The following is a 22,509-nucleotide window of genomic DNA, read 5'->3' on the forward strand; positions in this document are numbered from 1 at the left end:
GCGTCAGGCCTTGATCTCCTCCGGACGCGGGTCCGCGCTGCCGGAACCGCTGTCGGCGTCGTCACCCATCGCGATGCTCTTGCGCTTGCTGAACACCACCGCCGCGACGACGATCAACGTCGCCACGAGCGCGATGGTGACCCGCAGGCCGACGTTACGGTCGTCGCCCACGCTCCACGCCACCACGGCCGGCGCGATCAGCAGCGCCACCAGGTTCATCACCTTGATCAGCGGGTTGATCGCCGGGCCGGCGGTGTCCTTGAACGGGTCACCGACGGTGTCGCCGATGACGGTCGCGGCGTGCGCCTCGGAACCCTTGCCGCCGTACGCGCCGTCCTCGACCATCTTCTTCGCGTTGTCCCAGGCACCGCCGGAGTTGGCCAGGAAGACCGCCATCAGCGTGCCGGCACCGATCGCACCGGCCAGGTACGACGCCAGCGCACCGGGCCCGAGGCCGAAGCCGACCGCGATCGGCGCCAGGATGGCCAGCAGACCCGGGGTGAGCAGCTCTCGCTGCGCGTCGCGGGTGCAGATGTCGACGACCTTGCCGTACTCCGGACGCTGGGTGCGGTCCATGATTCCGGGCAGCTCGCGGAACTGCCGGCGGACCTCCATCACCACGGCACCCGCCGACCGGGAAACCGCGTTGATGGCCAGACCGGAGAAGAGGAACACCACCGCCGCGCCGATGATCAGGCCGACCAGGTTCTGCGGGTTCGACACGTTCAACGCGTTGAGGATCTCGGCACCGACGTCGGTCACCCCCGCGTCGGCGTACGCGGTGCGCAGCGTGTCGGTGTAGGAGCCGAACAGCGCGGTCGCGGCCAGCACCGCGGTGGCGATCGCGATGCCCTTGGTGATCGCCTTGGTGGTGTTGCCGACCGCGTCCAGCTCGGTGAGCGTACGAGCGCCGTGCTCGTCGATGTCGCCGGACATCTCGGCCACACCCTGGGCGTTGTCGGAGATCGGGCCGAAGGTGTCCATCGCGACGATCACGCCGACGGTGGTGAGCAGGCCGGTACCGGCCAGCGCCACGGCGAACAGCGAAAGGGTGATGGACCCGCCGCCCAGCAGGAAGGCGCCGAAGACACCACCGGCGATGAGCAACGCCGAGTAGACCGCCGACTCCAGGCCGACGCTGATGCCGGCGAGGATGACGGTCGCCGGACCGGTCTGCGAACTCTTGCCGATGTCCTGCACCGGACGCTTGTTGGTCTCGGTGAAGTAGCCGGTCAACGCCTGGATGGCGGCGGCCAGCACGATACCGATGATCACCGCGCCGATGACCACGCCGCGCGGGCCGAAGAGCGGGTCGCCGCCGTTCACACCGAGGGTGGTCCGCCAGTCGTCACCGAGTTGCGCCGCCCACGTCGGCTGAAGGTAGGCGAAGGTGGCCACCGCGACCAGCACCGCCGAGATCAGCGCGGAGAGGTAGAAGGCCCGGTTGATCGCGGTCAGGCCGTTGCGGTCGGAGGCGCGCAGCCGGGTGATGAAGACGCCGATGATGGCGACCAGCACCCCGATCGTGGAGATGATCAGCGGCAGCACCAGGCCGTCGGTGCCGAACGCGGCCCGGCCCAGGATCAGCGCGGCGACCAGGGTGACCGCGTACGACTCGAACAGGTCGGCGGCCATGCCGGCGCAGTCGCCGACGTTGTCGCCCACGTTGTCGGCGATGGTGGCGGCGTTGCGCGGGTCGTCCTCCGGGATGCCCTGCTCGACCTTGCCGACCAGGTCGGCGCCGACGTCGGCGGCCTTGGTGAAGATGCCACCACCGACCCGCATGAACATGGCCAGCAGTGCGGCGCCGAAGCCGAAGCCCTCCAGCACCGTCGGCGCGTCACCCCGGAAGATCAGGACAACCAGCGCGGCACCGAAGAGACCGAGACCGACGGTGAGGAAGCCGACCACGCCACCGGTCCGGAAGGCGATCTTCATGGCCGACTCCCGGCCACCTTCACGCTCCCGGGCGGCGGCGGCCACCCGCAGGTTGGCCCGGGTCGCCAGCCACATGCCCGCGCCGCCGATGAAGGCGCTGAACAGGGCACCGACCACGAAGAAGAGCGAGCGACCGATCTTCACCGCGACTTCGCTGCCGTCGGTGTTGTGCACCGGTAGCAGGAACAGCAGAACCACGGCGATCACCACGAAGATCGCCAGGGTCCGGAACTGCCGGAGCAGGTAGGCCGAGGCGCCCTCCTGCACGGCCCCGGAGATCTCCTGCATGTTGGTGGTGCCCTTGCCGGCGGCCAGCACCGTCTTCGTCAACGCGGCGGCGAAGGCGAGCGCGACCAGCGCGATCACCGCGGCGATGACGACGTACGTGACATTGGCTCCGGTGAGGGAGATCCCGCCGCCCTCGGCGGCCAAGGTGTCGGACATCTGTGTCCTCCTGTGCCGAACAACGCGCCGGCCGGTGGAGACGCACCGTCCGGCGCCTGGATGCGAATTCGCAAGCGCGCGCCGATCCACCCGGCGAACCAGCGACTCCACGCCCATCTGTGCTGGCTGCCGGGTGGATCACTTGCTGACAACCCGCGTACTCTAGCCGCCCCCAGTGTTCGAGGTCACACCGAGGTGGCGGCGGGTCTGGATGATCTCCGTCGCTGTGTTATGAACCGAAATCTGATATAGGGACCGGTCCATGGTGATCCGGTCGGCGGGTCCGCGCGAGGTCAGCGGTTGACCGGCCAGACCATCCGTACCTCGGTGCCGACACCCTCGTCGACGGGGCGTACCTGAAGATCCTCGACGAATCCGGCGAGCAGGGCGAAGCCCACTCCGGTGGTCAGGTCGTCCTCGTTGAGCGACTCGTTGGCCAACTGGTCGGCGTCGAGGGCGGCAAGACCGATGCTCGCCTCGATCGGTGCCCGGTCCACCACCCGCACCGCGTACGTCCCCGAGTCGGACATCTCCACCAGCACCGGCTCGGCGAGGCCGTACTGACGGTGCAGAGCGACCGCCCGGGTGCACGCCTCGCCGATGGCCAGGCGGACCTCGTCGAGCAGATCCTCGCGAACGCCAGCGCGCCGGGCCACCGCGACGCCGACCAGGCGGGCGGTACGCACGTGCACCGGCGCGGGCGAGAAGGAGAGCCGGACGGTGGCCATCACTGACCGGCGCCGGTCGCCGCTTCGACCGTCGGGTACAACGGAAACACCTGGTCCAGCGCGGTGATCCGGAAGATCTTGAGTAGCGGCTCCTTGTCGCAGACCAGGGCGAAGGTGCCGTCCGCGGTACGCAGCCGCTTGAGCGCGCCGACCAGCACACCCAGCCCGGTGGAGTCGAGGAAGTCCACCCGACCCAGGTCGACCACCACGTGCCGGGCCCCGGCGTCGATCAGTTCCAGGAGCCGTTCGCGCAGCCGGGGGGCGGTGTAGACGTCCACCTCACCGCCGACCTCGAGCACCGTGTGCTCACCCACGGTGCGGGTCGCCAGCGACAGCTCCATCCGTCCTCCTCCTCAGGCAGCCGTAAACTCTCTTGGCATCTAACCACTACCCCGGGGTCGGGCCGACGACTCACCGGGGCAGCCCATCCGTACCCGGCACGCCGATTTCCCAACACCCGAACACCAGTGCGAGAGTGCAGGACGTGACCTCGGCAGCCACCGTATCCGCCGGCAGCGGCCCCGAGCGACCCACCGACGCCGTTACGGCCGGCCCACCGCTCGCGCCGCCCGGGGAGCTGCTGCGCCGGTTACGCCAGCGGCACCCGCCGATCCGGTCACCCACGTCGAGCGGGTGCCGCCCCGGCCCGGGGTACCGGCATCGTGGCCGTCCTGGGCTCCGGAGGAGCTGCGGGCGGCGTACGCCCGGCGCGGGGTGACCACGCCGTGGCGGCACCAGGCCGAGGCGGCCGGCCTGGCGTACGACCGCCGACACGTCGTGGTGGCCACCGGCACCGCGTCCGGCAAGTCCCTGGCGTACCAACTTCCGGCGCTGGCCACGCTGCTCGCCGACCCGCGCGCCACCGTGCTCTACCTGGCACCGACCAAGGCGCTCGCCGCCGACCAGTTGCGCGCCGTCGCCGCGCTGGAGATCGAGGGCGTACGCCCGGCCTGCTACGACGGCGACACCCCGCGGGCCGAGCGGGAGTGGATCCGGCGGCACTCCCGGTTCGTGCTGACCAACCCCGACATGCTGCACCACGGCATCCTGCCCGGGCACGCCCAGTGGTCCGGCTTCCTGCGTCGGCTGGCGTACGTGGTGATCGACGAGTGCCACGTCTACCGAGGCGTGTTCGGCTCGCACGTCGCCCACGTACTGCGCCGGCTGCGCCGGCAGTGCGCCCGGTACGGACGCGCCGACGGACCGACGTTCGTGCTGGCGTCGGCGACGTCGGGCGATCCGGCCGCGGCGGCCGGCCGGCTGACCGGCCTCCCGGTGACAGCCGTCACCGAGGACACCTCGCCGCGCGCCGGGTCACCTTCGCCCTCTGGGAGCCGCCGCTGCTCCCGCCGGACCCGTCGGCCGCCGGGTCCGGCGAGCCCGGGTCCGAGCTGGCCCAGGTTCGCCGCTCGGCGCTGCGGGAGACCGCCGACCTGCTCGCCGACACCGTCGCCGCCGGGGTACGCACGCTGGCCTTCGTCCGCTCCGCCGGGGCGCCGAGGTGGTGGCGACCAGCGCCCGGCGCAGCCTCGACGAGGCGGTGCCGGGGCTCGGCGACCGGGTGGCCGCGTACCGGGCCGGCTACCTGCGCGAGGAGCGTCGCGAGTTGGAGCGGGCGCTGCTGCACGGCGAGCTGCTCGGTCTGGCCTCGACGAACGCCCTGGAGCTGGGGGTCGACCTGATCGGGCTGGACGCGGTCGTGATCTGCGGATATCCGGGCACCCGGGCGTCGCTGTGGCAGCAGGCGGGCCGGGCCGGACGCTCCGGCCAGGAGGCTCTCGCGGTGCTGGTGGCCCGGGACGACCCGCTGGACACCTACCTGGTGCACCATCCGGAGGCCGTCTTCGGTGCGCCGGTGGAGGCGACCGTGCTCGACCCGGCCAACGCGTACGTGCTCGGTCCGCAGCTGGCCTGCGCGGCGGCGGAGGCCCCGTTGACCGCGGCCGACCTGGAGCTTTTCGGCGACGGCGCCAAGGAGGCCGTGGCGGCGCTGGTCGAGGCGGGCGCGCTGCGCCAACGGCCGACCGGCTGGTACTGGCGGCATCGGGAACGGCCCGAGGTGGATCTGCGCGGCGACGGTGGCGCCCCGGTCTGCGTGGTGGAGGCGGCGACCGGCCGGCTGCTCGGTACGGTCGACGGCGGCTCGGCGCACTTCCTGCTGCACCCCGGCGCGGTCTACCTGCACCAGGGCGCGTCGTACGTGGTCGACTCGCTCGACCTCGACGACGGGTGCGCGCTGGTGCACCCCGAGGAGCCGGAGTGGTCCACCCACGCCCGCGACGTCACGTCGCTGTCGGTGGTTTCGGTGCGTTCGTACCTGGACGCCGGACCGGTCGGGCTTTTCCTCGGCGAGGTCGACGTCACCAGTCAGGTGGTCTCCTACCAGCGGCGGCGGATCGCCACCGGCGAGGTGATCGACACCCGCCCGTTGGACCTGCCGGCGCGTGAGCTGCGTACCGTAGCGGTCTGGTTCACCCTCTCCCCCGAGTCGCTGATCGACGCGGGGGTGGCGCCGGCCGACGTGCCGGGGGCTCTGCACGCGGCCGAACATGCCGCCATCGGACTGCTGCCGCTGGTCGCCACCTGTGACCGGTGGGACATCGGCGGGCTCTCCACGGCGGTGCATCCGGACACCGAGGCCCCGACCGTCTTCGTCTACGACGGCCATCCGGGGGGTGCGGGCTTCGCGGAGCGGGCGTACGGCATGGCCGCGTCGTGGCTAGGGGCCACCCGCGACGCGATCGCCGAGTGTGGCTGCGAGACCGGTTGCCCGTCCTGCGTGCAGTCACCCAAGTGCGGCAACGGCAACAATCCGCTGTCCAAGCCGGACGCGATCCGGGTGCTCGACGTGGTGCTCGCCAACCTGCCGCAGTGACCGGCCGGGTATGAAAACCGGGGCCACCGGGCAATGATGGTGGGAGCGCTTCCATAGAGCGTTGTGCTTGCCGTTCACCGTCAGTGCCAGCATGGAGGAGAGGCCGTGGCCGACACCATCGCCGAGACCGTCGACCTGCTCTACACCATCGATCAGGAGAAGCTCGACGTCAACCAGCAGATCGCGCTGGGGACCGCGCTCGCCACCCTGGCCCAGGCCGAACGGCTGGATCAGATCAACGAACGTCTGCGCACCATCCATCTGCTGTTGACCACCATGACGCACCGGTCGGGCGTAGACGGCGTCCGCTGACCGGCGGACCCTGCACGCAGCCGTTGTCCGACTGTGCGACACTCCGGCGCACCACAATCGAGGAGTTCTCATGCAGCTCGACAGCTTGCAGGCACAGCAGCAGTTCCACATCCGTCAGCGGGTGCGGTTCATGGTCAACCAGTACGAGGTGCACAGCGTCGCGCCGGACGGTTCCGAGGGTGGGCTGCTGGCGTTCGCCCAGCAGAAGCGGCTCGCCTTCAAGGAGCAGGTGACGATCTACACCGACGAGTCCAAGCAGCAGCCACTGCTCGGCTTCAAGGCACGCCAGCGCCTGGACCTCGGTGCCACGTACGACGTCACCGACCACGCCGGCAACCCGATCGGCCTGTTCCGGAAGGACTTCGCGCAGTCCCTGCTCCGCTCGACCTGGCACGTCGAGCAGGCCGGTCTGCCCAACGTCACCGGCCAGGAGCGCAGCATGCCGGTGGCACTGCTGCGCCGTTTCGTCGACTCGCTGTCCTGGCTGCCGTACCACTTCGACTTCGTCGCGGACGGGCAGCCCGTCTTCTCCGTGGTCAAGAAGTGGGGTCTGCGCGACCGGTACGTCGTCGAGATCCAGAACCCGCAGATCGACCGTCGCCTGGTGATCGCCATGGCCGTCGCCCTCGACGCCCTGCAGGGCCGCTGACGCCGGTCCTGACCCAGCGATCCACCTGGCCCCTGGCCGGCCCGCTCGACCACCACGCCGAGCGGGCCGGCCCGCCATTACCGCCCCAACCGCCCGCTGCCGCTACCCGGTCAGCCGCGCAGCGGGCCGGCCGGGCTGGTGGCCCTGGCCGTCCGGGTCATTCCCGGCAACGGGCTCACCATCACCTCGGTGGTGACCAGCACGTCCAGCCCGTCGATCCGGCACCACACCAGCCGGGCAGCGTTCGCGGCGACCAGCTCCGCCGCCCGGGCGCACGCCACCGGCGCGTCCTGAAGAACCCGTGCCGCACCCGCGAGGGCACCGAGATCGGCGGCCACCAGAGCCTGCTGACGCGCCACCCGGGCCGCTCCCACACCCGCACCGAACAGGCCCGCCACCACGAACAACAGCCCCACCCCGAGCAGGCAGATCGTGGCCCCACCCCGCTCACCACCAGCCGCCCGCAATCCGGGACGCAGTCGACGGGAACGCAGGTCGCGCCCCTGGGTGGTGGTGGCCGGGTGAGCTGCGACGGCGCTCACGGGTGCGGCTCCGGCGCACCCGGTTCGACCGCCGCGACGGCCGTGGCCACGACGCTGATCGCGGGCAGGTCGGTGCCGAGGGCGCGGACGGAAGCGCGGACCGTCACCCGGACGAGTTCGCCGTCCGAGACGACGACCACCTCGGCACCGGTCGGGGCCTGCCGGCGGCCGGCGGTGGCGCCCGGCTCTCCCGGGCGGCGGCGAGCGCCGCCTCCCGGGCCGCGTCCAGGCACGCCGCCTTGGTGCTCACCGCGTTGATCGTGGTCAGCCCGGTGAGCAGGAGCAGCACCAGCGCCGGCAGGCCGGCCGCCATCTCGGCCGTGAACGATCCCCGGTCGTGGCCGGCCGGCCGGCGCCGGGTCACTTCAGTGCCCGGTCGATGACGGCCGTCAGCGCGGACTGCACACCGTCGGAGGTCAGCACCTTGAGCAGGACGCCGCCGAAGGCCACCGCGGCGAGCGTTCCGACCGCGTACTCCGCGGTGTTCATTCCGGCGTCCCCGCGAAGGCGGGCGAGGATTCTGCGCACGTGTTCGTCCTTTCTCATTGGGTTTCACAGCACGTCGCCGAGGACGGCGACGATCACCGGCACCAGACCGGCGAGAATGAAGGCGGGCAGAAAGCACAGGCCCAGCGGCAGCACGATCAGCACGCCGGCACGGCGCGCAGCCGACTCGAGCGCGACGGCGCGATCAGCTCTCAGGTCGTCGGCGAGCCGGGTGAGCGCTCCGGCCAGGGCGGCGCCACTGCTCGCCGAGCGGGTCGCGGCGGTGGCCACGCGGTGTGCTCCCGGCACCTCCGCCAGATGTGCCCACGCCTCGTGCGGCCCACCGCCGAGTTGCAGCGTCCGGCCGACCCGGGCAAGTTGTCGGCCCAGCGGCCCGCCGAGCGCGTCGGCCACGGCGAGCAGCGAACGTTCCACGGGTGCCCCTGCCCGCAGCGCCGCCGCCAGCAGGTCGGCGGCGAGCGGTAGGTCGGCGGTGGCACGCAACCGGCTACGACGTACGGTCGGTGGCTCGATCCGCCGGAGCAGCCGGTCGAGCAGCACCGCCGTGGGCAGTGCCGCCACCGGTCCGGCCCAGCCCTCGATCAGCACCGCCGCCGCCAGGCCGGACAGCCCGGCGGCCAGCCGGACGAGGTCCAGGCCCCACCGATTCGTGTGCCGCGACGGGGTCGTCGAAGCCGGTGCCGAGGCTTCGTCAGGTGGCCCGTCCCGCTGGGCGGCCGCTCTCCCCCCGCAGGACCTCGTCCGCCCGCGCAACGACCGCCAGAACCGCTGACCCACCCGGCCGGGCGTCGGCTGTCCGGACAGCCGACGCAGCCGGCGTCGGGGCCGGTACCGGCCGACCGCGAGCCCAGCGACAAGTACGACGCCGGCCAACCCGCCGGCGACCAGCTGCGTCCCGGACATCAGCTGCTCCCGGCGGAGGTGACCGAAAGTCGCTCCGCCCAGAGCAGGCCGATCACCTGAAGGCCCACGGCGGCGACCGCGCAAGCACCACCGACCGGAGTGTGCAGCAGCACCTGGAGGGGATCCACCCCGATGCCATAGCCGAGGCCGATCCCACCCAGCGGCAGGGCGGCCAGCAACCAGGCGGTCGCGCGGGCACCTGACGCCTGGGCCGTGGCCGCCGCCAGCCCTCGGTCCGTCGACCGGGCGTCGGCCTCGATCCGCTCCACCAGATCGGCCAGCGGCGCCCCGTCCGCTCGGCCAGCCGTACCGCGGCCCCGGCCAGTCGCCCGAGCCGATCCTCGGCGAGACCGGGCATGGCCGGGCCCGGTAGACGATGCGCGGACCCGACGGGCTGACCGTCGTCGGTGACGGTCTCACCCGCCGGCGCGACCGGTTGGGCCGCAGCCGGCGTGACGCCGGACAACGAGTTCGTCAGCACCTGCGCGGCCACCGGCACCGGCAGACCCACCCGCAGGTCCCCGGCCAGGGCGCACAGCTGATCCAGCCGCTCCCGGCGGTCCCGGACGGCCCGGCCCAGGGTTGCCCGGCGGCGCATCGCCCGCACACCCAGTACGCCGTAGCCGGCCAGGGCCACCGCCGCCACCGGACCGGCCACCAACTGACCGATCCCCGCGCCGAGCAGGCAGGTCAGCACCAGAACACGCCGCGGTGTCGCCACTGGCGCCGCCGGTCGCTGCGCCCTCGGTGCCCGCTGACCGGTCTGCGCGCGATGCTCGATCGGTACCCGCAGGTCGGCCGGTACCCGGTGACCGGTCCGGTCGCCATGGCCGGTCTGGTCGCCATGGCCGGTCTGGTCGCCGCGGTCGGTCTGGTCGTGGTGGCCGGTCTGGTCGCGGTGGTCGATGTCGCTCCTGGCAGTCTGGTCCTCGTCCAACAACCGCGTGCCGGCTCCCCGTGCCGTCGACGCGACGACGGATGCTCCGCCCGGTACGACAGCACCGGCTACGCCACCGGGCCGCCTCGGCCGCCGGCTTCCACGCGGCCCCGGCGGACGGGACGCGGTCGGTGCTGTCGGCGGCCGTGACCTGGGCCAGCCGATCGGGGACGCAGCTGGGCTGGACGGGTGAGCCGCACGCCACGAAGGCGCTGCCCCCGTTGTCGCCGGCCACCCGACACCGGTCGCTTCCGGGCTGCGCCCACCCCGGCCTCGCAGGCTCTCGCCGTCCCGGCGACCACCCGCCTCACGCAGGGCGACGATCCACGCGACCAGCGGATCGTCGGCCGCTGTCCCGCCGTCCTCGGACCCTGACAGGGCACGTCGCCCGCGCATCCGGTAGGTCAGGGCGACCATGACCGGCAACACCGACATCGCCCACCACCACGCGCCATTCATGACGACACCGCCGGCGCGGGCCAGGGCTCGCACAGAATCGGCGGCACCGGCACGTCGCGGTTGCGGATCAGCGTGCCGAGCGCCCGGGCCGCCAGCCCGAGCCCCCGACCACGAATCCACGCGGGAACGGCAGCGACCAGCCGCTCGGGTCCTTCCGGCAACAACAGGCAGATGGATTCCAGCACGCGGCCCTGCGGGGTACGGCGGATCTGGAACACCACCTGGAGCGCCGCTGCCACCTGGGCGTGCAGCGCCGGACGGGGCAACCCACCGAGCAGCCCGAGCGCCTCCAACCGGGCCGGTACGTCCGACGGAGTGTTGGCGTGCAGCGTCCCCGCCCCACCCTCGTGCCCGGTGTTCAGAGCGGCCAGCAGGTCGACCACCTCCGCACCCCGGCACTCGCCGACCACCAGCCGGTCCGGTCGCATCCGCAGCGCCTGCCGGACCAGCTCGCTCAGGCCGACGGCACCCGAACCCTCCACGTTGGCCGTTCGTGTCTGCAGACCCACCACGTGCGGGTGCACCGGTCGCAACTCGGCGGCGTCCTCGACCAGCACGATCCGCTCGGTCGTCGGCACCAGGCCGAGCAACGTGTTCAACAGGGTCGTCTTGCCGGAGCCGGTGCCGCCGATCACCAGATAGGCGAGCCGGGCCGCCACCACGGCGGCGAGCACCGGCGCCACCGGCCGGGCCACCGCGCCCTGGGTCACAAGTTCGTCGAGGGTGAAGGGCCGTTGCCGGAAGGTACGCAACGACAGGTAGGGCCCGTCGGTCGCCACCGGCGGTAGCACCGCGTGCAGCCGCGTACCGTCGGCCAGCCGGGCGTCGACGCATGGCGAACCGTCGTCCAGCCGACGACCGGCTCCGGCCGCGAGCCGCTGCGCGAGTCGACGAACGTCGTCGGGCGTGCCCACCGGCACCGGCACCTGGTGCAGCCCCTGCCCCCGGTCGACCCACACCCGCGCCCCGTTGACCAGTACGTCCGTCACCTCGGGGTCGGTCAGCAGCACGGCGAGCGGGCCCGCACCCACCAGGTCGTCACGGACCCGGTCGGCGATCCGCAGCAGGGCGTTGTCACCGAGCACGGCGGCATCAGGCTCGGCGCGTACCGCGGAGACGATCGCGGCCGGGGTCACCGGCGTGGTGGTCGCGGCGATCCGCTGCCGTACCCGGGCCGCGAGGTTCTCCCCGGTCATGCCGCACCCGCCACAGACTGCCCGGTGAGTTCGGCGACGATCCGCTGGCAGAGCTCGGCCAGCGGGCCGCGCCCACCGGCCGCCGGGGCTTCACCCCGCTCCAGCCCACGGCACAGCCCTGGCTCGGGCCGTAGCGAGCCGGCCAGCGGCAGGCCGAGTGCTCTGGCCACCTCGGTTGCGCGCAGCCGGCCGGGAGCGGGACCCGGACGATGACCGACAGGTCACGACAGTGCGGGGCGACCGCCGTGACCACCCGGGCCGCGGCAGCGGTCGCCCGCAGTTCGGCGGGTACCACCACGAACGCGCGGTCGGCGGCCTGCAGAGCGGTCACCGCGGCGTCGTCGAGTTGGCGGGGCAGGTCGACCACCACGACGTCCCGGCTCCGCCGGGCGGCGTCCAGGGTGGCGGCCACCGCCTCGGCCGGCACCGCGATCAGGTCGCCACGGTCCCAGGAGAGCACCACCAGATCGCCCCGGCTGGGCAACGCGCGTACCAGGGCCGGTGCGTCGACCCGTCCGTCGGCACCGGTCAGCGCCGGCCAGCGCAGCCCTTCCATCTGCTCCCAGCCGAGCACGAGATCCAGGCCGCCGCCGAGCGGATCGGCGTCGAGCAGGAGAGTACGCAGCCGTGCCCGGGCGGCGGTGACGGCGAGACCACCGGCGAGGATGCTGGCACCGGCTCCGCCGCGACCACCGACCAGCGCGACCATTCGGGCGTGCGCCGAGGCCCCACCCTCGGCACCGCAGTCGGCGAACCGGTCCACCAACCACGGCTCGGCCGCCGGCAACACGGCGACGTGTTCGGCACCGAGCAGCTCGGCCACCTGCCAGCCGGACTCGACGTCGCCGGACCGACCCACCAGGACGAGTCGACTTCGTCGGGGTAGCCGCGCCCGCAGGCAGGGCTGCGCCTGGTCACTGCCGACAAGGACCAACGGGGCTGGCCGCCAGCGGGTGCGGGCGGCCGCCGCATCGGCGGCGACCTCCACCTCGACTCCGCCCGCGGCAGCGAGCCGAAGCAGGTCGTCGAGCAGGTCACCGTCCGAGGTGACGACCAGCGGCAGGCGCCGGTCCGGTGGGACGGAGGTACGGGATGGCATCGCGGCCTCCAGGCGGTCAGCGCGGGTTCACTGGCTCGAACCCTGCCGCCGCTGCCGCCCCGCACGCCGCCCCAGACGGCGGGCCTGTGGACAACGAAGCGTTCTGTGGACAACGCCCACAACGGTCGTTGATCTGTTATATGGACGGGCCGCACATCGCACCTGTCTCGACCCCCACCACCCATGGCGGGACGTGACGTGCACCACGCATAATCGACGTCCTGTGCCGTCGGCCGGACGGCATTCCTCGCCGGATCGAGGTCATGACTCAGTCGCCAGATCACGAACAACCCCGTGTCGAGCCGAGGCTGCGGGTCGGCCCCTGGCTGTTCGACCCGCGTTCCCGCGCCAGACAACTGTCGGCGCGTCCGGTTCCACGTGCACTGCCACCGGCACCGACCGCAGGCGACGGTGGCCCGGTCACCGAACCTCCGCCCGTACGCGAGCCAGCCGTCGCCCTCGAGCCCGCCCACCGCGCTCCCGGCCGGATGTCGCACCGGCTGATGCTCGCTGGCCTCGCCGCCGCCGCGCTCGGTCTCCTGCTCACCACGCTCTGGCCGGCGGCTGAACCCCCGACCGTCGCGGCACCGGACGTGCCGTCGGACTGGGTCCCACCGCAACCGGGTGGCCCCGGGTCCAACCTGGACGGTGTCGCCTCCGCCGGCGCGCTGTCGCCATCCGCACCGGCAGCCTCGTCATCCGTCGGAGGGGTCTCCTCCTCCCGGCCGCAACTCAGTCGGCGGGCGACACCGGCCCCGTCGGCCACCCGCCCCGCCTCGCCGACCGTGCCGCCCAGGCCGAGCGCCCGACCGACTCCCACGCCGAGCCGGTCGGCAGGCCCGCCACCGACCACCCGACCGCCCGAGCCGGCGCAGCTGACCCCGCTACCTGCATGGCGGGAACATGATCTGCGTTCGGTCAGCGGCGGCAGCGAGACGAGCATCGAATTCGTGAACTCCCGCCAGCGATCGGTGATCGTCTACTGGCTGGACCACCGTGGGCACCGAAGGCAGTACGCCGTGCTGCGACCGCGCGAGTCGTACCGGCAGCACACGTACGTCGGGCACCCCTGGGTGGTGACCGACCACCGGGGCCGCGCCCTGGTCTGCTTCGAACCGATGCGTACCTCAGGCCGAGCCGTGATCAGGTAGCCCTCGTGCGAGCGACTGTCGTGCGTAGCGTCCGGTGAGGCTGTCCGCTAGGTGACAGCACCCTGACGGAGCGGCGGGACGCGCCTACGCTTGGCGCACCTTTCGCCGGCCACGCTCCGGAGGGAGCCGTCCCATGCCATCCATCCTCGCCACGGCACTCCTCACAGCCGCCCTGACGGCCGCACCCACAGCCGCCGTCTCCCCAGCCCGCACCGACTACCGCGCGGTGGACCTCGGCACGCTCGGTGGTGACAGCAGCTACGCCACCGCCATGAACGACCGAGGTGACGTGGTCGGCCGGGCCCAGGGCGCGGATGGCATCTACCGCGGATTCCTCTGGCGCAGAGGCCGGATGATCAATCTCGGCGACTTCAGCCCGACCGATGTCAATGACCGAGGTCAGGTCGTCGGCGTCCGCGACGACGGCTCCGGCGCGTACGTCTGGCATCGCGGCGTCCTGCGGCCGCTGGGCGGCCCGTCCGGCCGGCCCGTGGCGATCAACGACCGCGGCCAGGTCGTCGGTCACACCGACGCGGGCCCTGTCCTGTGGACGAACCGCCGTCCCCGGCCATTGCCCCTCGGCGACGTGTCCGACATCAACGAGCGCGGCCAGGTCGCCGGCGGAGTGTCCGTACCGGACGGCTTCCACGCCGCCCGGTGGCACCGTGGCCGGGTCACCGACCTCGGCGCCGGCCCCTTCAACCGCAGCAACACGTACGCCCTCAACGACCGTGGCTGGGCGATCGGCTGGCAGTTCTCGGCCGACCAGTCCGAACGCGGCATCCTCTGGCGGCACGGACGCGCCCTGGACGTCGGCACCCTCGGCGGCAGCTTCACCCGGCTGCGGGCAATCAACAACCGTGGCGAGATCCTGGCCAGTTCCCAGGCCACCGATGGAAGCGAGCGCCCGGCGCTGTGGCGGCGCGGCGTGCTGCACGACCTCAGCCTCGCCGGGATCAGTACGGAGGGCGAGGTCGTCGACCTCGATGACCGGGGCCACATCGCGGCCTCGATCCGCCCGGTCTGGGGTGTGAGCCGCGCGGTCGTCTACCACCCGCGCTGACGGAACAGTCCGGCCACTGCGGTGACGCCTGGGCGGCCCGGCCTCACCGCCGGGGCGGTGTGGAAGAAGTCGACCGCTGGACCGAACCCGTCTTCAGCCTGCGATGGGCGATCAGGACATACGCCGCAGTAGGACCAAGCACAGCGGCCGCGCCGCCCCCGCACGCCAACAACGTGCCGGCAACCGTCGGCTTGTCGGTCAGGACCGCGATGCCGGCCACGTAGAGCATCGCCAGCACTGCGGCGACGGCGAACGCGACAAGTAGCTTCACGGACAGCCGTCCGCTTCTCGAGGCGATCTCACCGATCCAGCCCGCCGGCACGAACAGCAGCGGCACCAGGGCGACGCCCAGACACGCCAACGAAGCGCACAGTACCGGCCCGGCGAGCGGGCCACCCAGATCTCCAGTGGTGCTCGACGCGTACACGAGCAGTCCGGCGTAGATGACGGGCGTCTGTGCCACGAAGACCACCCAGGCGACAAGCGCGCCGGCTCCGTGGCGAGCAATGGTTCTGTTCATCGTGCCTCCCCAGCGACAGCTTCGGGAGGGTATGCCACTCGACAGACACGCCTTCACCTGGGCCGGCAACGGGAGAGGAAAGGGACGACCCCCGTCGGGGGGAGACGGGGGTCGTCGGAGGTTCGGCTCCGGGGGGGGTCGAGCCGAACCCGCTCAGCGGTCACGGGGGGTGCAACCGCCGAGAGTCTGCCGGTTGTACGAGATATGAATGCCTGTGCTGTAACCAAGTCTGCCTGAGCGGACCTGTGTACGTCGAGTGGTGTAGCCTCCACTCCCTGCGAAATCCTGTTCGCTGGGTGTGACCACGGTCACTGTTCGCAGGCGGGTGGGGGTCGGCCCGCAGGTCTTAGCGCTCTTCAGCCCCCGGGCACCCGCCGACGATAGACCATCGGGCTAGACTTTCGCGCCGTGGGCCGAAGTGCCGCTTTCTTCGATCTGGACAAGACCGTCATCGCCAAGTCGAGTGCCTTGGCGTTCGGCAGGCCGTTCTACCGGGACGGCCTGATCACTCGGCGTGACGTGGTCAAGTCGGCGTACGCGCAGCTGATGTTCCGGCTGGGCGGCACCGACGAGCAGACCATGGCCCGGACCCGTGACTATCTCGCCACCCTGTGTAAGGGGTGGCCGGTGGAGCAGGTCCGTCAGATCGTCGCGGAGACGCTGCACGAACTCATCAACCCTTACGTGTACGCGGAGGCCGCCGCGCTGATTGAGGAGCATCAGGCCGCCGGCCGGGACGTGGTGCTGGTTTCCGCCTCGGGCGAGGAGATGGTGCGCCCCATCGGTGCGCTGCTCGGGGTGACCGACGTGATCGCCACCCGGATGGGCGTGGTCGACGGCCGATACAGCGGCGAGGTCGAGTTCTACGCCGCCGGTCCCAGCAAGGTCGAGGCGGTCAGCGAACTCGCCACCGCCCGGGACTACGACCTGGCCGACTCGTACGCCTACTCCGACTCGTACAGCGATCGCCCGTTGCTGGAGTGCGTGGGGCATCCGTCGGTGGTCAACCCGGACCGGCAGCTGCGCCGGCTGGCCGTCGAGAACGCCTGGCCGGTGCTCGAGTTCCGGCACCCGGTGCCGCTGGGGCGGCGACTACGCGAGCGGCCCGCCGTGCCGGTCGCCGCGGCGGCGCTCGGCGTCGGTGTCGGGGTGGCCATCGGCATCGCCTGGTACGGCCGGCATCGCCGCACCCGCGCCTCCGCCTCGCCGGCCTGACCGCGCCCCGAGCTGCACCACCGCGGGCACAGCCACCGGGCACCACCATCGGATGGATCTTCGGTACCCGCTCAGGCGGCGGCCAGGATCTCGTCGCCGATCGCGGTGAGCTGGTCGGCGCCCACCTCGACGGCCGACATGTAGTGGCGAAGCCAGGATCGCAGTCCGTCCGGGGTGCCGGTGGCGAAGGCGCCGGCCGCGCCCACGTACTCCGGCTCGCGTTCCCGGTGCCCGACATCGACGGCGAGCAGTCCACGTGGGTCGAATCCGGTGGAGAGCAGCACGAGACGGGCCGCGCCCCGGGCCACCACGCCCGACGGGCCGGCGAACGGGCGCAGGTTGAGCAGTTCACCGTGTACGACGGCGGCCAGCACCAGCGGAGTGACCCGGGTACCGCCGGCCACCAGGGTGGCCAGGGCGTCGAGCCGGGCGGCGACCACCGGATCGTCGACCGGGCGGCCCAGCGCGGTCTCGGCGACCACCTCGCGGGCGGCGAGCACGTGCAGCTTCGCCAGCACCTGCCGGGGGGCCTTCGGCCAGAGTTCACTGAGCCCGGGCAGGGCGCCGGCCACCCGCAGCGCGCCCTGGAGCACCGGTTCGGTGACGGTGCCGGCGCGTACCGTCTCCCGCTCGTGGTGGTGACCCTCCAGCCCGGCGCTGGCCACCGCGGAGCGCAGGCTCACCTCGGCGGCGACCTGGCCGCCGTGGCGCCGCAGCGCCCGGTGGCCCAGCGCCCGGTCGAACCGGTCGCGGGCACGCTCCACGGCGGCGGCGATGTCGGCGAGGTCGAGCAGCGGCGCGAGCGGATCGGCGGTCACCCCGACACGGTAGCGACGATGCCGACGGCCCCGGGCGGGAGTCACCGGCAACGCGAGCCCCGCCACCCACCCGGCCTGGCGGAGACCACCCGCCCGACCGGGGCCGCGCCGGGGGCCGCGCCGGGAGGGGCGCAGTCGCGACATGCGGCATGTCGGGCTTTCACGCCGACGGGAAGGCCCGACATGCCGCAACCCGTGACCGATCGAACGCCCACGCCACGTGCCCCGGCGGAGAAGGGCAGACCTGCCCTGCACCTCGGCGCGTGGGAGGGGCCGTTGAGCGACGGGCGCGTCGGGGATCGGTCGCCTCGCTCGGCCGCCGCGACTAACCTGCCCGGGAGAGACCCAGGTCACCCGAGCAACGAGGAGTCACCGCATGAGCGAGCGTCAGCGAGCGAATCATCAACGCGGCGCGCTGGTGCCTCATGGCGGCACGGAGCGAAGCGGAGTGCCGGCATGAGCGAGGCATTGGCCAATCTGCTGAACGAGACGCGCCAGTTCCCGCCGCCGGCCGAACTCGCCGCCGACGCCAACGTCACCGCGGACGCGTACGCCGAGGCGGCGGCCGACCGGCTCGCCTTCTGGGAGCGTCAGGCGTCCCGGCTGGCGTGGACCAGGCAGTGGGACGAGGTGCTGGACTGGTCCCGGCCGCCCTTCGCGAAGTGGTTCGTCGGCGGGCAGTTGAACGTGGCCTACAACTGTCTGGACCGGCACGTGGAGGCTGGCCGGGGTGACAAGGTGGCGATCCACTGGGAGGGCGAGCCCGGCGACAGCCGCACTCTCACCTACGCCGACCTGCACCGGATGACCTGCCAGGCGGCGAACGCACTCACCGATCTCGGGGTGACCGCCGGTGACCGGGTGGCGATCTACCTGCCGATGGTCCCGGAGGCCGCGGTCGCGATGCTGGCCTGTGCCCGGATCGGCGCCACGCACAGTGTGGTCTTCGGCGGCTTCTCCGCCGACGCGCTCACCAACCGGATCCAGGACGCCTCGGCGAAGGTCGTCATCACCGCCGACGGCGGGTACCGGCGCGGCAAGCCGTCCGCGCTCAAGCCGACCGTCGACGAGGCGGTGGCGAACTGCCCGTCGGTCGAGCACGTTCTGGTGGTCCGGCGCACCGGCGAGGAGGTCGGCTGGTCCGAGCGGGACCACTGGTGGCACGAGACGGTGGAGCAGGCGTCGGCCGAGCACACCGCGCAGCCGTTCGACGCCGAGCACCCGTTGTTCATCCTCTACACCAGCGGCACCACCGCCCGGCCGAAGGGCATCCTGCACACCACCGGCGGTTATCTGACCCAGGCGGCGTACACCTCGTACGCGGTCTTCGACCTCAAGCCGGACTCCGACGTCTACTGGTGCACGGCGGACATCGGCTGGGTGACCGGTCACTCCTACATCGTCTACGGCCCGCTCGCCAACGGGGTGACCCAGGTGATGTACGAGGGCACCCCGGACACCCCGCACAAGGGCCGCTTCTGGGAGATCGTCGACCGGTACCGGGTGACCATCCTCTACACGGCGCCGACGTTGATCCGCACCATGATGAAGTGGGGCGAGGAGATCCCGGCCGAGTACAACCTCTCCTCGCTGCGGCTGCTCGGTAGCGTCGGCGAGCCGATCAACCCCGAGGCCTGGATGTGGTACAGGCAGCACGTGGGACGGGGTGAGCTGCCCATCGTGGACACCTGGTGGCAGACCGAGACCGGCAGCATGATGATCTCACCGCTGCCGGGGGTGACCGCCGCCAAGCCGGGCTCGGCGATGACGCCGCTGCCGGGCATCGTCGCGGACGTGGTGGACGACCAGGGCCAGTCGGTGCCCAACGGCGGCGGCGGTTACCTGGTGCTGCGCGAGCCGTGGCCGTCGATGCTGCGCACCATCTGGGGAGACGACAACCGGTTCATCGAGACGTACTGGTCGCGGTTCGGCGCGGGTGCCGGTGGCGACGGCCCGTGGATCTACTTCGCCGGTGACGGCGCGAAGAAGGACGACGACGGGCACGTCTGGCTGCTCGGCCGGGTCGACGACGTGATGCTGGTGTCGGGGCACAACATCTCCACCACCGAGGTGGAGTCGGCGCTGGTGTCGCACCCGTCGGTGGCGGAGGCGGCGGTGGTCGGCGCCACCGACCCGACCACCGGGCAGGCGATCGTCGCGTTCGCCATCCCGAGGGGCAGCACCGAGATCTCCGGCGAGGCCGGTGAGCAGCTCATCGCCGACCTGCGCAACCACGTGGCGAAGACGCTCGGCCCGATCGCCAAGCCCCGGCAGATCATGCTGGTGCCGGAGTTGCCGAAGACCCGGTCCGGCAAGATCATGCGTCGGCTGCTGCGGGACGTGGCGGAGAACCGCTCGCTGGGCGACGTGACCACGTTGCAGGACTCGTCCGTGATGGACCTGATCGCCTCCGGCATGAGCGGCGGCAAGTCCGACGAGGACTGACGGCAGACGTAGGACCCGACGGGGTGACCGTCCGCGAGGACGGTCACCCCGTCTTCGCATCAGACGCCCACCACTGCACCCTGTCGCCTGGCGTGCCCGGGGCCCTGACCTGGCTGCCTCAAGGCGGCGACCGGCGGGGCCCGGCGGGGCCCGGACACTGCGCACACTTCGTCCGGGCCCCGCTTGGGGTACGCGCCCACTCATGTTGCCGGAGGGGCAGCGTAGGCAGCAGCAGGGCCACGTGGCGGGAATCGAGCGGGCGGGGGCTGCGACTCCTGACCGATACTCTGCAATGCGCCCTTCAGTCGACAACGTCGAGCGTCATCGGTTCGCCGGCGCCACCGCTTTCGTCGAGGCAAGAGAACGTGATCATGTCATCTAGTTCCGACACGAGCGCTGGTGGCACCAGGAAAAACCCGTCGAAGACATCCCGAACTACCGGAAGGTCGGATGGGTGGTCCACCTTGACCGAGACTTGAGTCCGGCAAGGACTGGCAACAACGACGACGCCGAACACCCGGGCGGCTGCTGTCGTACCCAGGCCATGGCATGCGGAGGTTGTCGCGATCTCCGTGCCGTCGTCGGCGACCTCGCTGATCCGCCAACAACGAGATGAGCCGACTTTGGTTTCCTGCTCGGTTCCGCCGGCAGCGGTCTGGAGGGACACCTCACGACCGCCGGGAAGGTCAACCGATGCCACCACGGCCGACCACCTTTCTTGACCACCATCCTGATTCTGGCCGCTCATCTGGGAATCCTTGGAACAGCCCGATACGGCAGCTAGTACCGCAGCAAGGCCGAAGGCGACACGCCCCACGGCGCTCATCATCCCGCACGTCCTCTCGTCCGTCTCAGATCATCAATGGGAAGCGTCCACCGCAAGCCGGCTTGTCGCAGGCGAGTGCGAGATAGATCTGGCCGAGCGAGGCACCATCCTGCGCACCGTCCGAGCAGAGAAATCCGTCGCACATGCCCTTCTCTTCCCAGCGGTGGCGGGGAGCAGCGTGGCTCCGTTCAATCCAGCTACCAATTGCCGAGGCAGGAATCGAGGGCTCAGCCGAGGCGCACGTCTGCCGTTCTTCGCAAGGGCCTATTCCATACAGGGTGTCCACGATGCGATTCTGCCGTGCGATAACGGCTGCCCGTGCCATCGCCGCCTTGTCGTGCAGATGCCCACCTATGATGGCCAGCATGGCAGCAACATCCATGGATTCCGGACCACCACCCTCTTGGAGTTGTGCCAGAGCCAGCTCGTCCACCCGCCGCTGCTCCTCGCCACCGATCGCGTTCGCAACAAGCACGTCAACGAGCTCGTATCGGTCACTCGGCTTGCTCGACGTGTTACTTTCGACCGTCACCGAAACATCGGCGATATCGGCAACCCGGGCGAGGCGGGCAGATGCCAGAGGGTGAGCGGTCGACGGCAGCGAAGCGTCCTTCAGCATCGGCGTCCACAACTGTTCGACACTGTCGCCGAGCCTGTTCGCAAACGCGGCGTCACCAGCCACGAGGTCCGCGAGAGCGAGCGCAGCGTGAGTTGCTGCCAGCGTCTCGTAGGGGTCGACAGCCGATCCCAGGACCCAGCCCGCTCTTGTGTACGGTCGGTCCATCTGCGAGATGACAGTCCGACATCCCAGTTCACGAGCGTAGAAGGTGCCTTGGGTATCAGCGTCCACCCGGTTGGGCAGAGTTACGGTCCCCGTTGAGGTGACCAGCTTGGCGCAGGTCTCCGGACGCAGCGAGGTGCGCGGCTGTCCCAAGCTGGATCGCACAGAATCAAGCTGGTACCGCGCACCCAGCCAGGAAATGTCGATTGATGAGGGTTCTATAGCGTTAAGAATGCTGAGAACGGCAGCGGACACTCGGAGCTCGTCCTCTTTCGAATCGTTTCCGCTGCGACCGGCACCGACCACTTCCAGCAAAGGTATAGCGGTAGAGACAGCCTCCTCAGGAGTAAGCGTCGTCGACAGCCCAGACAACTTGGCACCCGCTTGGCGTAGGGTCGCGTCGGGTACGGGCAGACCGACGTCTCTCATCGCGCGCACGGCTGCTGCCGTACTGCCCCACGTTCCACCAGCGCCCGGGTCGGGAGCATAAAGATCCCCGTCCCGCATTGTCTCCAGCTTGGCCGCCGTCAACTGAGGGTCCAGACGAATGTTCAGGTACTTGGCGATACCGGCGGCGTAACTGATTTGGGCGACCTGCTGAAGCGGCGAGGAACCAAGTCCATTCCTGGCAGCCACTTGCACCCAGGTCCCGATTCTGACTGGATCAACGCCCGGTGGGGGGCGGCCGTCACGCCACCTCAACTGCCAATACGTTTCATATAGGGAGAACGGTGAACGCGCCTCGCTCCACGCATCGTCGACGAAATAGTGGTTGCTTCCAGGCCCTATGACGAAGGAATCGGATAGGAGATCCGCCACATCCTCCTTCGTCTTGATCGGTGCTACCACGGTCGTAGCACGGTCGACAGCGCCTACGACTGCGGGGGGCGAAGCGGGGTCGACAGCGGTTGGTGGGCCGACGGCGTTACCTGAGCAGGCAGTGATGGACGCAACAAGTATCGCCGAAACCATCAAAGAGCATCGCTTAGCGACTTTTTTGTGGCCGTCTCGCATCAGTTATCTCGCCCTGGCTTTCTTGGCAATGCAACGGGTCTCGGCCCCGATGAGGCCGAGACCCGCAGCTGTTACTCTACTCATCCG

At 71.1% G+C, this 22,509-nt stretch carries 18 protein-coding genes and 4 pseudogenes; 8 read left to right on the forward strand and 14 right to left on the reverse strand.

The genetic code is table 11. The features are described 5' to 3' along the window. Nucleotides 1-3: 3 nt before the first annotated feature. The 3 genes from ENC19_RS07910 to ENC19_RS07920 all read right to left on the reverse strand — a co-directional run bounded on the left by ENC19_RS07910 (nt 4) and on the right by ENC19_RS07920 (nt 3,451). Entirely contained in the window at nt 4-2,382 is a 2,379-nt protein-coding gene (locus ENC19_RS07910) for a sodium-translocating pyrophosphatase (RefSeq protein ID WP_164446459.1), read from the reverse strand. A 293-nt stretch (nt 2,383-2,675) separates the two neighbouring features. Beyond that, nucleotides 2,676-3,110 carry an ATP-binding protein gene (locus tag ENC19_RS07915; protein ID WP_164446460.1) on the reverse strand — a complete coding sequence of 145 codons (435 nt, stop codon included), beginning with the start codon at nt 3,108-3,110 and terminating at the stop codon, nt 2,676-2,678. Next, complete coding sequence (locus ENC19_RS07920) at nt 3,110-3,451, reverse strand: STAS domain-containing protein (RefSeq protein WP_099847876.1); 342 nt, start codon at nt 3,449-3,451, stop codon at nt 3,110-3,112. Before ENC19_RS07920 ends, ENC19_RS07915 begins: the two co-directional genes overlap by 1 nt. Nucleotides 3,452-3,631: 180 nt before the next feature. Here ENC19_RS07920 and ENC19_RS07925 point away from each other — a divergent pair. The 3 genes and pseudogenes from ENC19_RS07925 to ENC19_RS07935 all read left to right on the forward strand — a co-directional run. After that, nucleotides 3,632-5,985 (forward strand): annotated as a pseudogene (locus ENC19_RS07925) (DEAD/DEAH box helicase); the annotation flags it as partial. A gap of 105 nt (nt 5,986-6,090) precedes the next feature. After that, nucleotides 6,091-6,297: a hypothetical protein gene (locus ENC19_RS07930; protein WP_164446462.1), complete on the forward strand. Its 207-nt coding sequence runs from the start codon at nt 6,091-6,093 to the stop codon at nt 6,295-6,297. 70 nt (nt 6,298-6,367) lie between these two features. Continuing rightward, nucleotides 6,368-6,946, forward strand: coding sequence for an LURP-one-related/scramblase family protein (locus ENC19_RS07935; RefSeq protein WP_164446463.1), 579 nt, complete (start codon nt 6,368-6,370; stop codon nt 6,944-6,946). Nucleotides 6,947-7,056: 110 nt separating this feature from the next. On the opposite strand, the gene ENC19_RS07940 is transcribed toward ENC19_RS07935, so the two are convergent. The 5 genes and pseudogenes from ENC19_RS07940 to ENC19_RS07960 form a co-directional block, all read right to left on the reverse strand. Further along, nucleotides 7,057-7,488: an Rv3654c family TadE-like protein gene (locus tag ENC19_RS07940; RefSeq protein ID WP_408058057.1), complete on the reverse strand. Its 432-nt coding sequence runs from the start codon at nt 7,486-7,488 to the stop codon at nt 7,057-7,059. Beyond that, a pseudogene (locus ENC19_RS07945) lies at nt 7,485-7,852 on the reverse strand (TadE family type IV pilus minor pilin). Before ENC19_RS07945 ends, ENC19_RS07940 begins: the two are co-directional and overlap by 4 nt. Continuing rightward, nucleotides 7,849-7,977 (reverse strand): DUF4244 domain-containing protein, encoded by a 129-nt coding sequence (locus ENC19_RS07950; protein ID WP_205808979.1) that lies wholly within the window; start codon nt 7,975-7,977, stop codon nt 7,849-7,851. The pseudogene ENC19_RS07945 and the gene ENC19_RS07950 overlap by 4 nt, the downstream one beginning before the upstream one ends. 63 nt (nt 7,978-8,040) lie before the next feature. Further along, the gene (locus tag ENC19_RS07955; RefSeq protein ID WP_408058064.1) at nt 8,041-8,748 is read right to left on the reverse strand and encodes a type II secretion system F family protein; all 708 of its coding nucleotides are present in this window, start codon (nt 8,746-8,748) and stop codon (nt 8,041-8,043) included. A 149-nt stretch (nt 8,749-8,897) separates the two neighbouring features. After that, nucleotides 8,898-9,292 (reverse strand): annotated as a pseudogene (locus ENC19_RS07960) (type II secretion system F family protein); the annotation flags it as partial. On the opposite strand from ENC19_RS07960, the gene ENC19_RS07965 reads away from it, so the two are divergent. Beyond that, on the forward strand, nt 9,275-9,985 hold the full coding sequence (locus tag ENC19_RS07965) for a hypothetical protein (protein WP_164446015.1): 711 nt from the start codon (nt 9,275-9,277) through the stop codon (nt 9,983-9,985). The pseudogene ENC19_RS07960 and the gene ENC19_RS07965 sit on opposite strands and share 18 nt — an antisense overlap. Before the next feature lie 305 nt (nt 9,986-10,290). On the opposite strand, the gene ENC19_RS07970 is transcribed toward ENC19_RS07965, so the two are convergent. Together ENC19_RS07970 and ssd are read right to left on the reverse strand one after the other, a co-directional pair. Next, nucleotides 10,291-11,490: a TadA family conjugal transfer-associated ATPase gene (locus ENC19_RS07970; protein ID WP_164446465.1), complete on the reverse strand. Its 1,200-nt coding sequence runs from the start codon at nt 11,488-11,490 to the stop codon at nt 10,291-10,293. Then, a pseudogene (gene ssd, locus ENC19_RS07975) lies at nt 11,487-12,589 on the reverse strand (septum site-determining protein Ssd). The gene ENC19_RS07970 and the pseudogene ssd overlap by 4 nt, the downstream one beginning before the upstream one ends. Before the next feature lie 263 nt (nt 12,590-12,852). On the opposite strand from ssd, the gene ENC19_RS07980 reads away from it, so the two are divergent. Together ENC19_RS07980 and ENC19_RS07985 are read left to right on the forward strand one after the other, a co-directional pair. Continuing rightward, nucleotides 12,853-13,740: a VHL beta domain-containing protein gene (locus ENC19_RS07980; protein ID WP_235944543.1), complete on the forward strand. Its 888-nt coding sequence runs from the start codon at nt 12,853-12,855 to the stop codon at nt 13,738-13,740. Nucleotides 13,741-13,873: 133 nt separating this feature from the next. Further along, nucleotides 13,874-14,803 carry a hypothetical protein gene (locus tag ENC19_RS07985; RefSeq protein WP_164446466.1) on the forward strand — a complete coding sequence of 310 codons (930 nt, stop codon included), beginning with the start codon at nt 13,874-13,876 and terminating at the stop codon, nt 14,801-14,803. 43 nt (nt 14,804-14,846) lie between these two features. Here the strand turns inward: ENC19_RS07985 and ENC19_RS07990 are convergent, their stop codons facing one another. Then, the gene (locus ENC19_RS07990; protein WP_164446468.1) at nt 14,847-15,323 is read right to left on the reverse strand and encodes a hypothetical protein; all 477 of its coding nucleotides are present in this window, start codon (nt 15,321-15,323) and stop codon (nt 14,847-14,849) included. Nucleotides 15,324-15,731: 408 nt separating this feature from the next. Between ENC19_RS07990 and ENC19_RS07995 the strand changes: the two genes are divergently transcribed. Further along, entirely contained in the window at nt 15,732-16,538 is an 807-nt protein-coding gene (locus ENC19_RS07995) for an HAD family hydrolase (RefSeq protein WP_164446469.1), read from the forward strand. Between the two features lie 71 nt (nt 16,539-16,609). Here the strand turns inward: ENC19_RS07995 and ENC19_RS08000 are convergent, their stop codons facing one another. Next, entirely contained in the window at nt 16,610-17,356 is a 747-nt protein-coding gene (locus ENC19_RS08000; protein WP_164446470.1) for a Fic family protein, read from the reverse strand. Between the two features lie 456 nt (nt 17,357-17,812). On the opposite strand from ENC19_RS08000, the gene acs reads away from it, so the two are divergent. Then, the gene (gene acs, locus ENC19_RS08005) at nt 17,813-19,801 is read left to right on the forward strand and encodes an acetate--CoA ligase (protein WP_164446471.1); all 1,989 of its coding nucleotides are present in this window, start codon (nt 17,813-17,815) and stop codon (nt 19,799-19,801) included. A 301-nt stretch (nt 19,802-20,102) separates the two neighbouring features. On the opposite strand, the gene ENC19_RS08010 is transcribed toward acs, so the two are convergent. Beyond that, nucleotides 20,103-20,549, reverse strand: a complete 447-nt coding sequence (locus tag ENC19_RS08010; protein WP_164446472.1) for a hypothetical protein — start codon at nt 20,547-20,549, stop codon at nt 20,103-20,105. Nucleotides 20,550-20,652: 103 nt separating this feature from the next. Continuing rightward, nucleotides 20,653-22,257, reverse strand: coding sequence for a hypothetical protein (locus ENC19_RS08015; protein ID WP_164446473.1), 1,605 nt, complete (start codon nt 22,255-22,257; stop codon nt 20,653-20,655). Between the last annotated feature and the right edge of the window lie 252 nt (nt 22,258-22,509).

The organism is Verrucosispora sioxanthis (assembly GCF_010560025.1).
GTDB classification, from domain to species: domain Bacteria; phylum Actinomycetota; class Actinomycetes; order Mycobacteriales; family Micromonosporaceae; genus Micromonospora; species Micromonospora palythoicola.

Bases quoted from the DNA above. Each gene is read 5' to 3' on its own strand.
- ENC19_RS07910 (WP_164446459.1), bottom strand. From the start codon at position 2,382: ATGTCCGACACCTTGGCCGCCGAGGGCGGCGGGATCTCCCTCACCGGA.
- ENC19_RS07915 (WP_164446460.1), bottom strand. From the start codon at position 3,110: ATGGCCACCGTCCGGCTCTCCTTCTCGCCCGCGCCGGTGCACGTGCGT.
- ENC19_RS07920 (WP_099847876.1), bottom strand. From the start codon at position 3,451: ATGGAGCTGTCGCTGGCGACCCGCACCGTGGGTGAGCACACGGTGCTC.
- ENC19_RS07935 (WP_164446463.1), top strand. From the start codon at position 6,368: ATGCAGCTCGACAGCTTGCAGGCACAGCAGCAGTTCCACATCCGTCAG.
- ENC19_RS07950 (WP_205808979.1), bottom strand. From the start codon at position 7,977: ATGAACACCGCGGAGTACGCGGTCGGAACGCTCGCCGCGGTGGCCTTC.
- ENC19_RS07965 (WP_164446015.1), top strand. From the start codon at position 9,275: ATGCGCGGACCCGACGGGCTGACCGTCGTCGGTGACGGTCTCACCCGC.
- ENC19_RS07970 (WP_164446465.1), bottom strand. From the start codon at position 11,490: ATGACCGGGGAGAACCTCGCGGCCCGGGTACGGCAGCGGATCGCCGCG.
- ENC19_RS07980 (WP_235944543.1), top strand. From the start codon at position 12,853: ATGACTCAGTCGCCAGATCACGAACAACCCCGTGTCGAGCCGAGGCTG.
- ENC19_RS07985 (WP_164446466.1), top strand. From the start codon at position 13,874: ATGCCATCCATCCTCGCCACGGCACTCCTCACAGCCGCCCTGACGGCC.
- ENC19_RS07990 (WP_164446468.1), bottom strand. From the start codon at position 15,323: ATGAACAGAACCATTGCTCGCCACGGAGCCGGCGCGCTTGTCGCCTGG.
- acs (WP_164446471.1), top strand. From the start codon at position 17,813: ATGAGCGAGGCATTGGCCAATCTGCTGAACGAGACGCGCCAGTTCCCG.
- ENC19_RS08010 (WP_164446472.1), bottom strand. From the start codon at position 20,549: ATGAGCGGCCAGAATCAGGATGGTGGTCAAGAAAGGTGGTCGGCCGTG.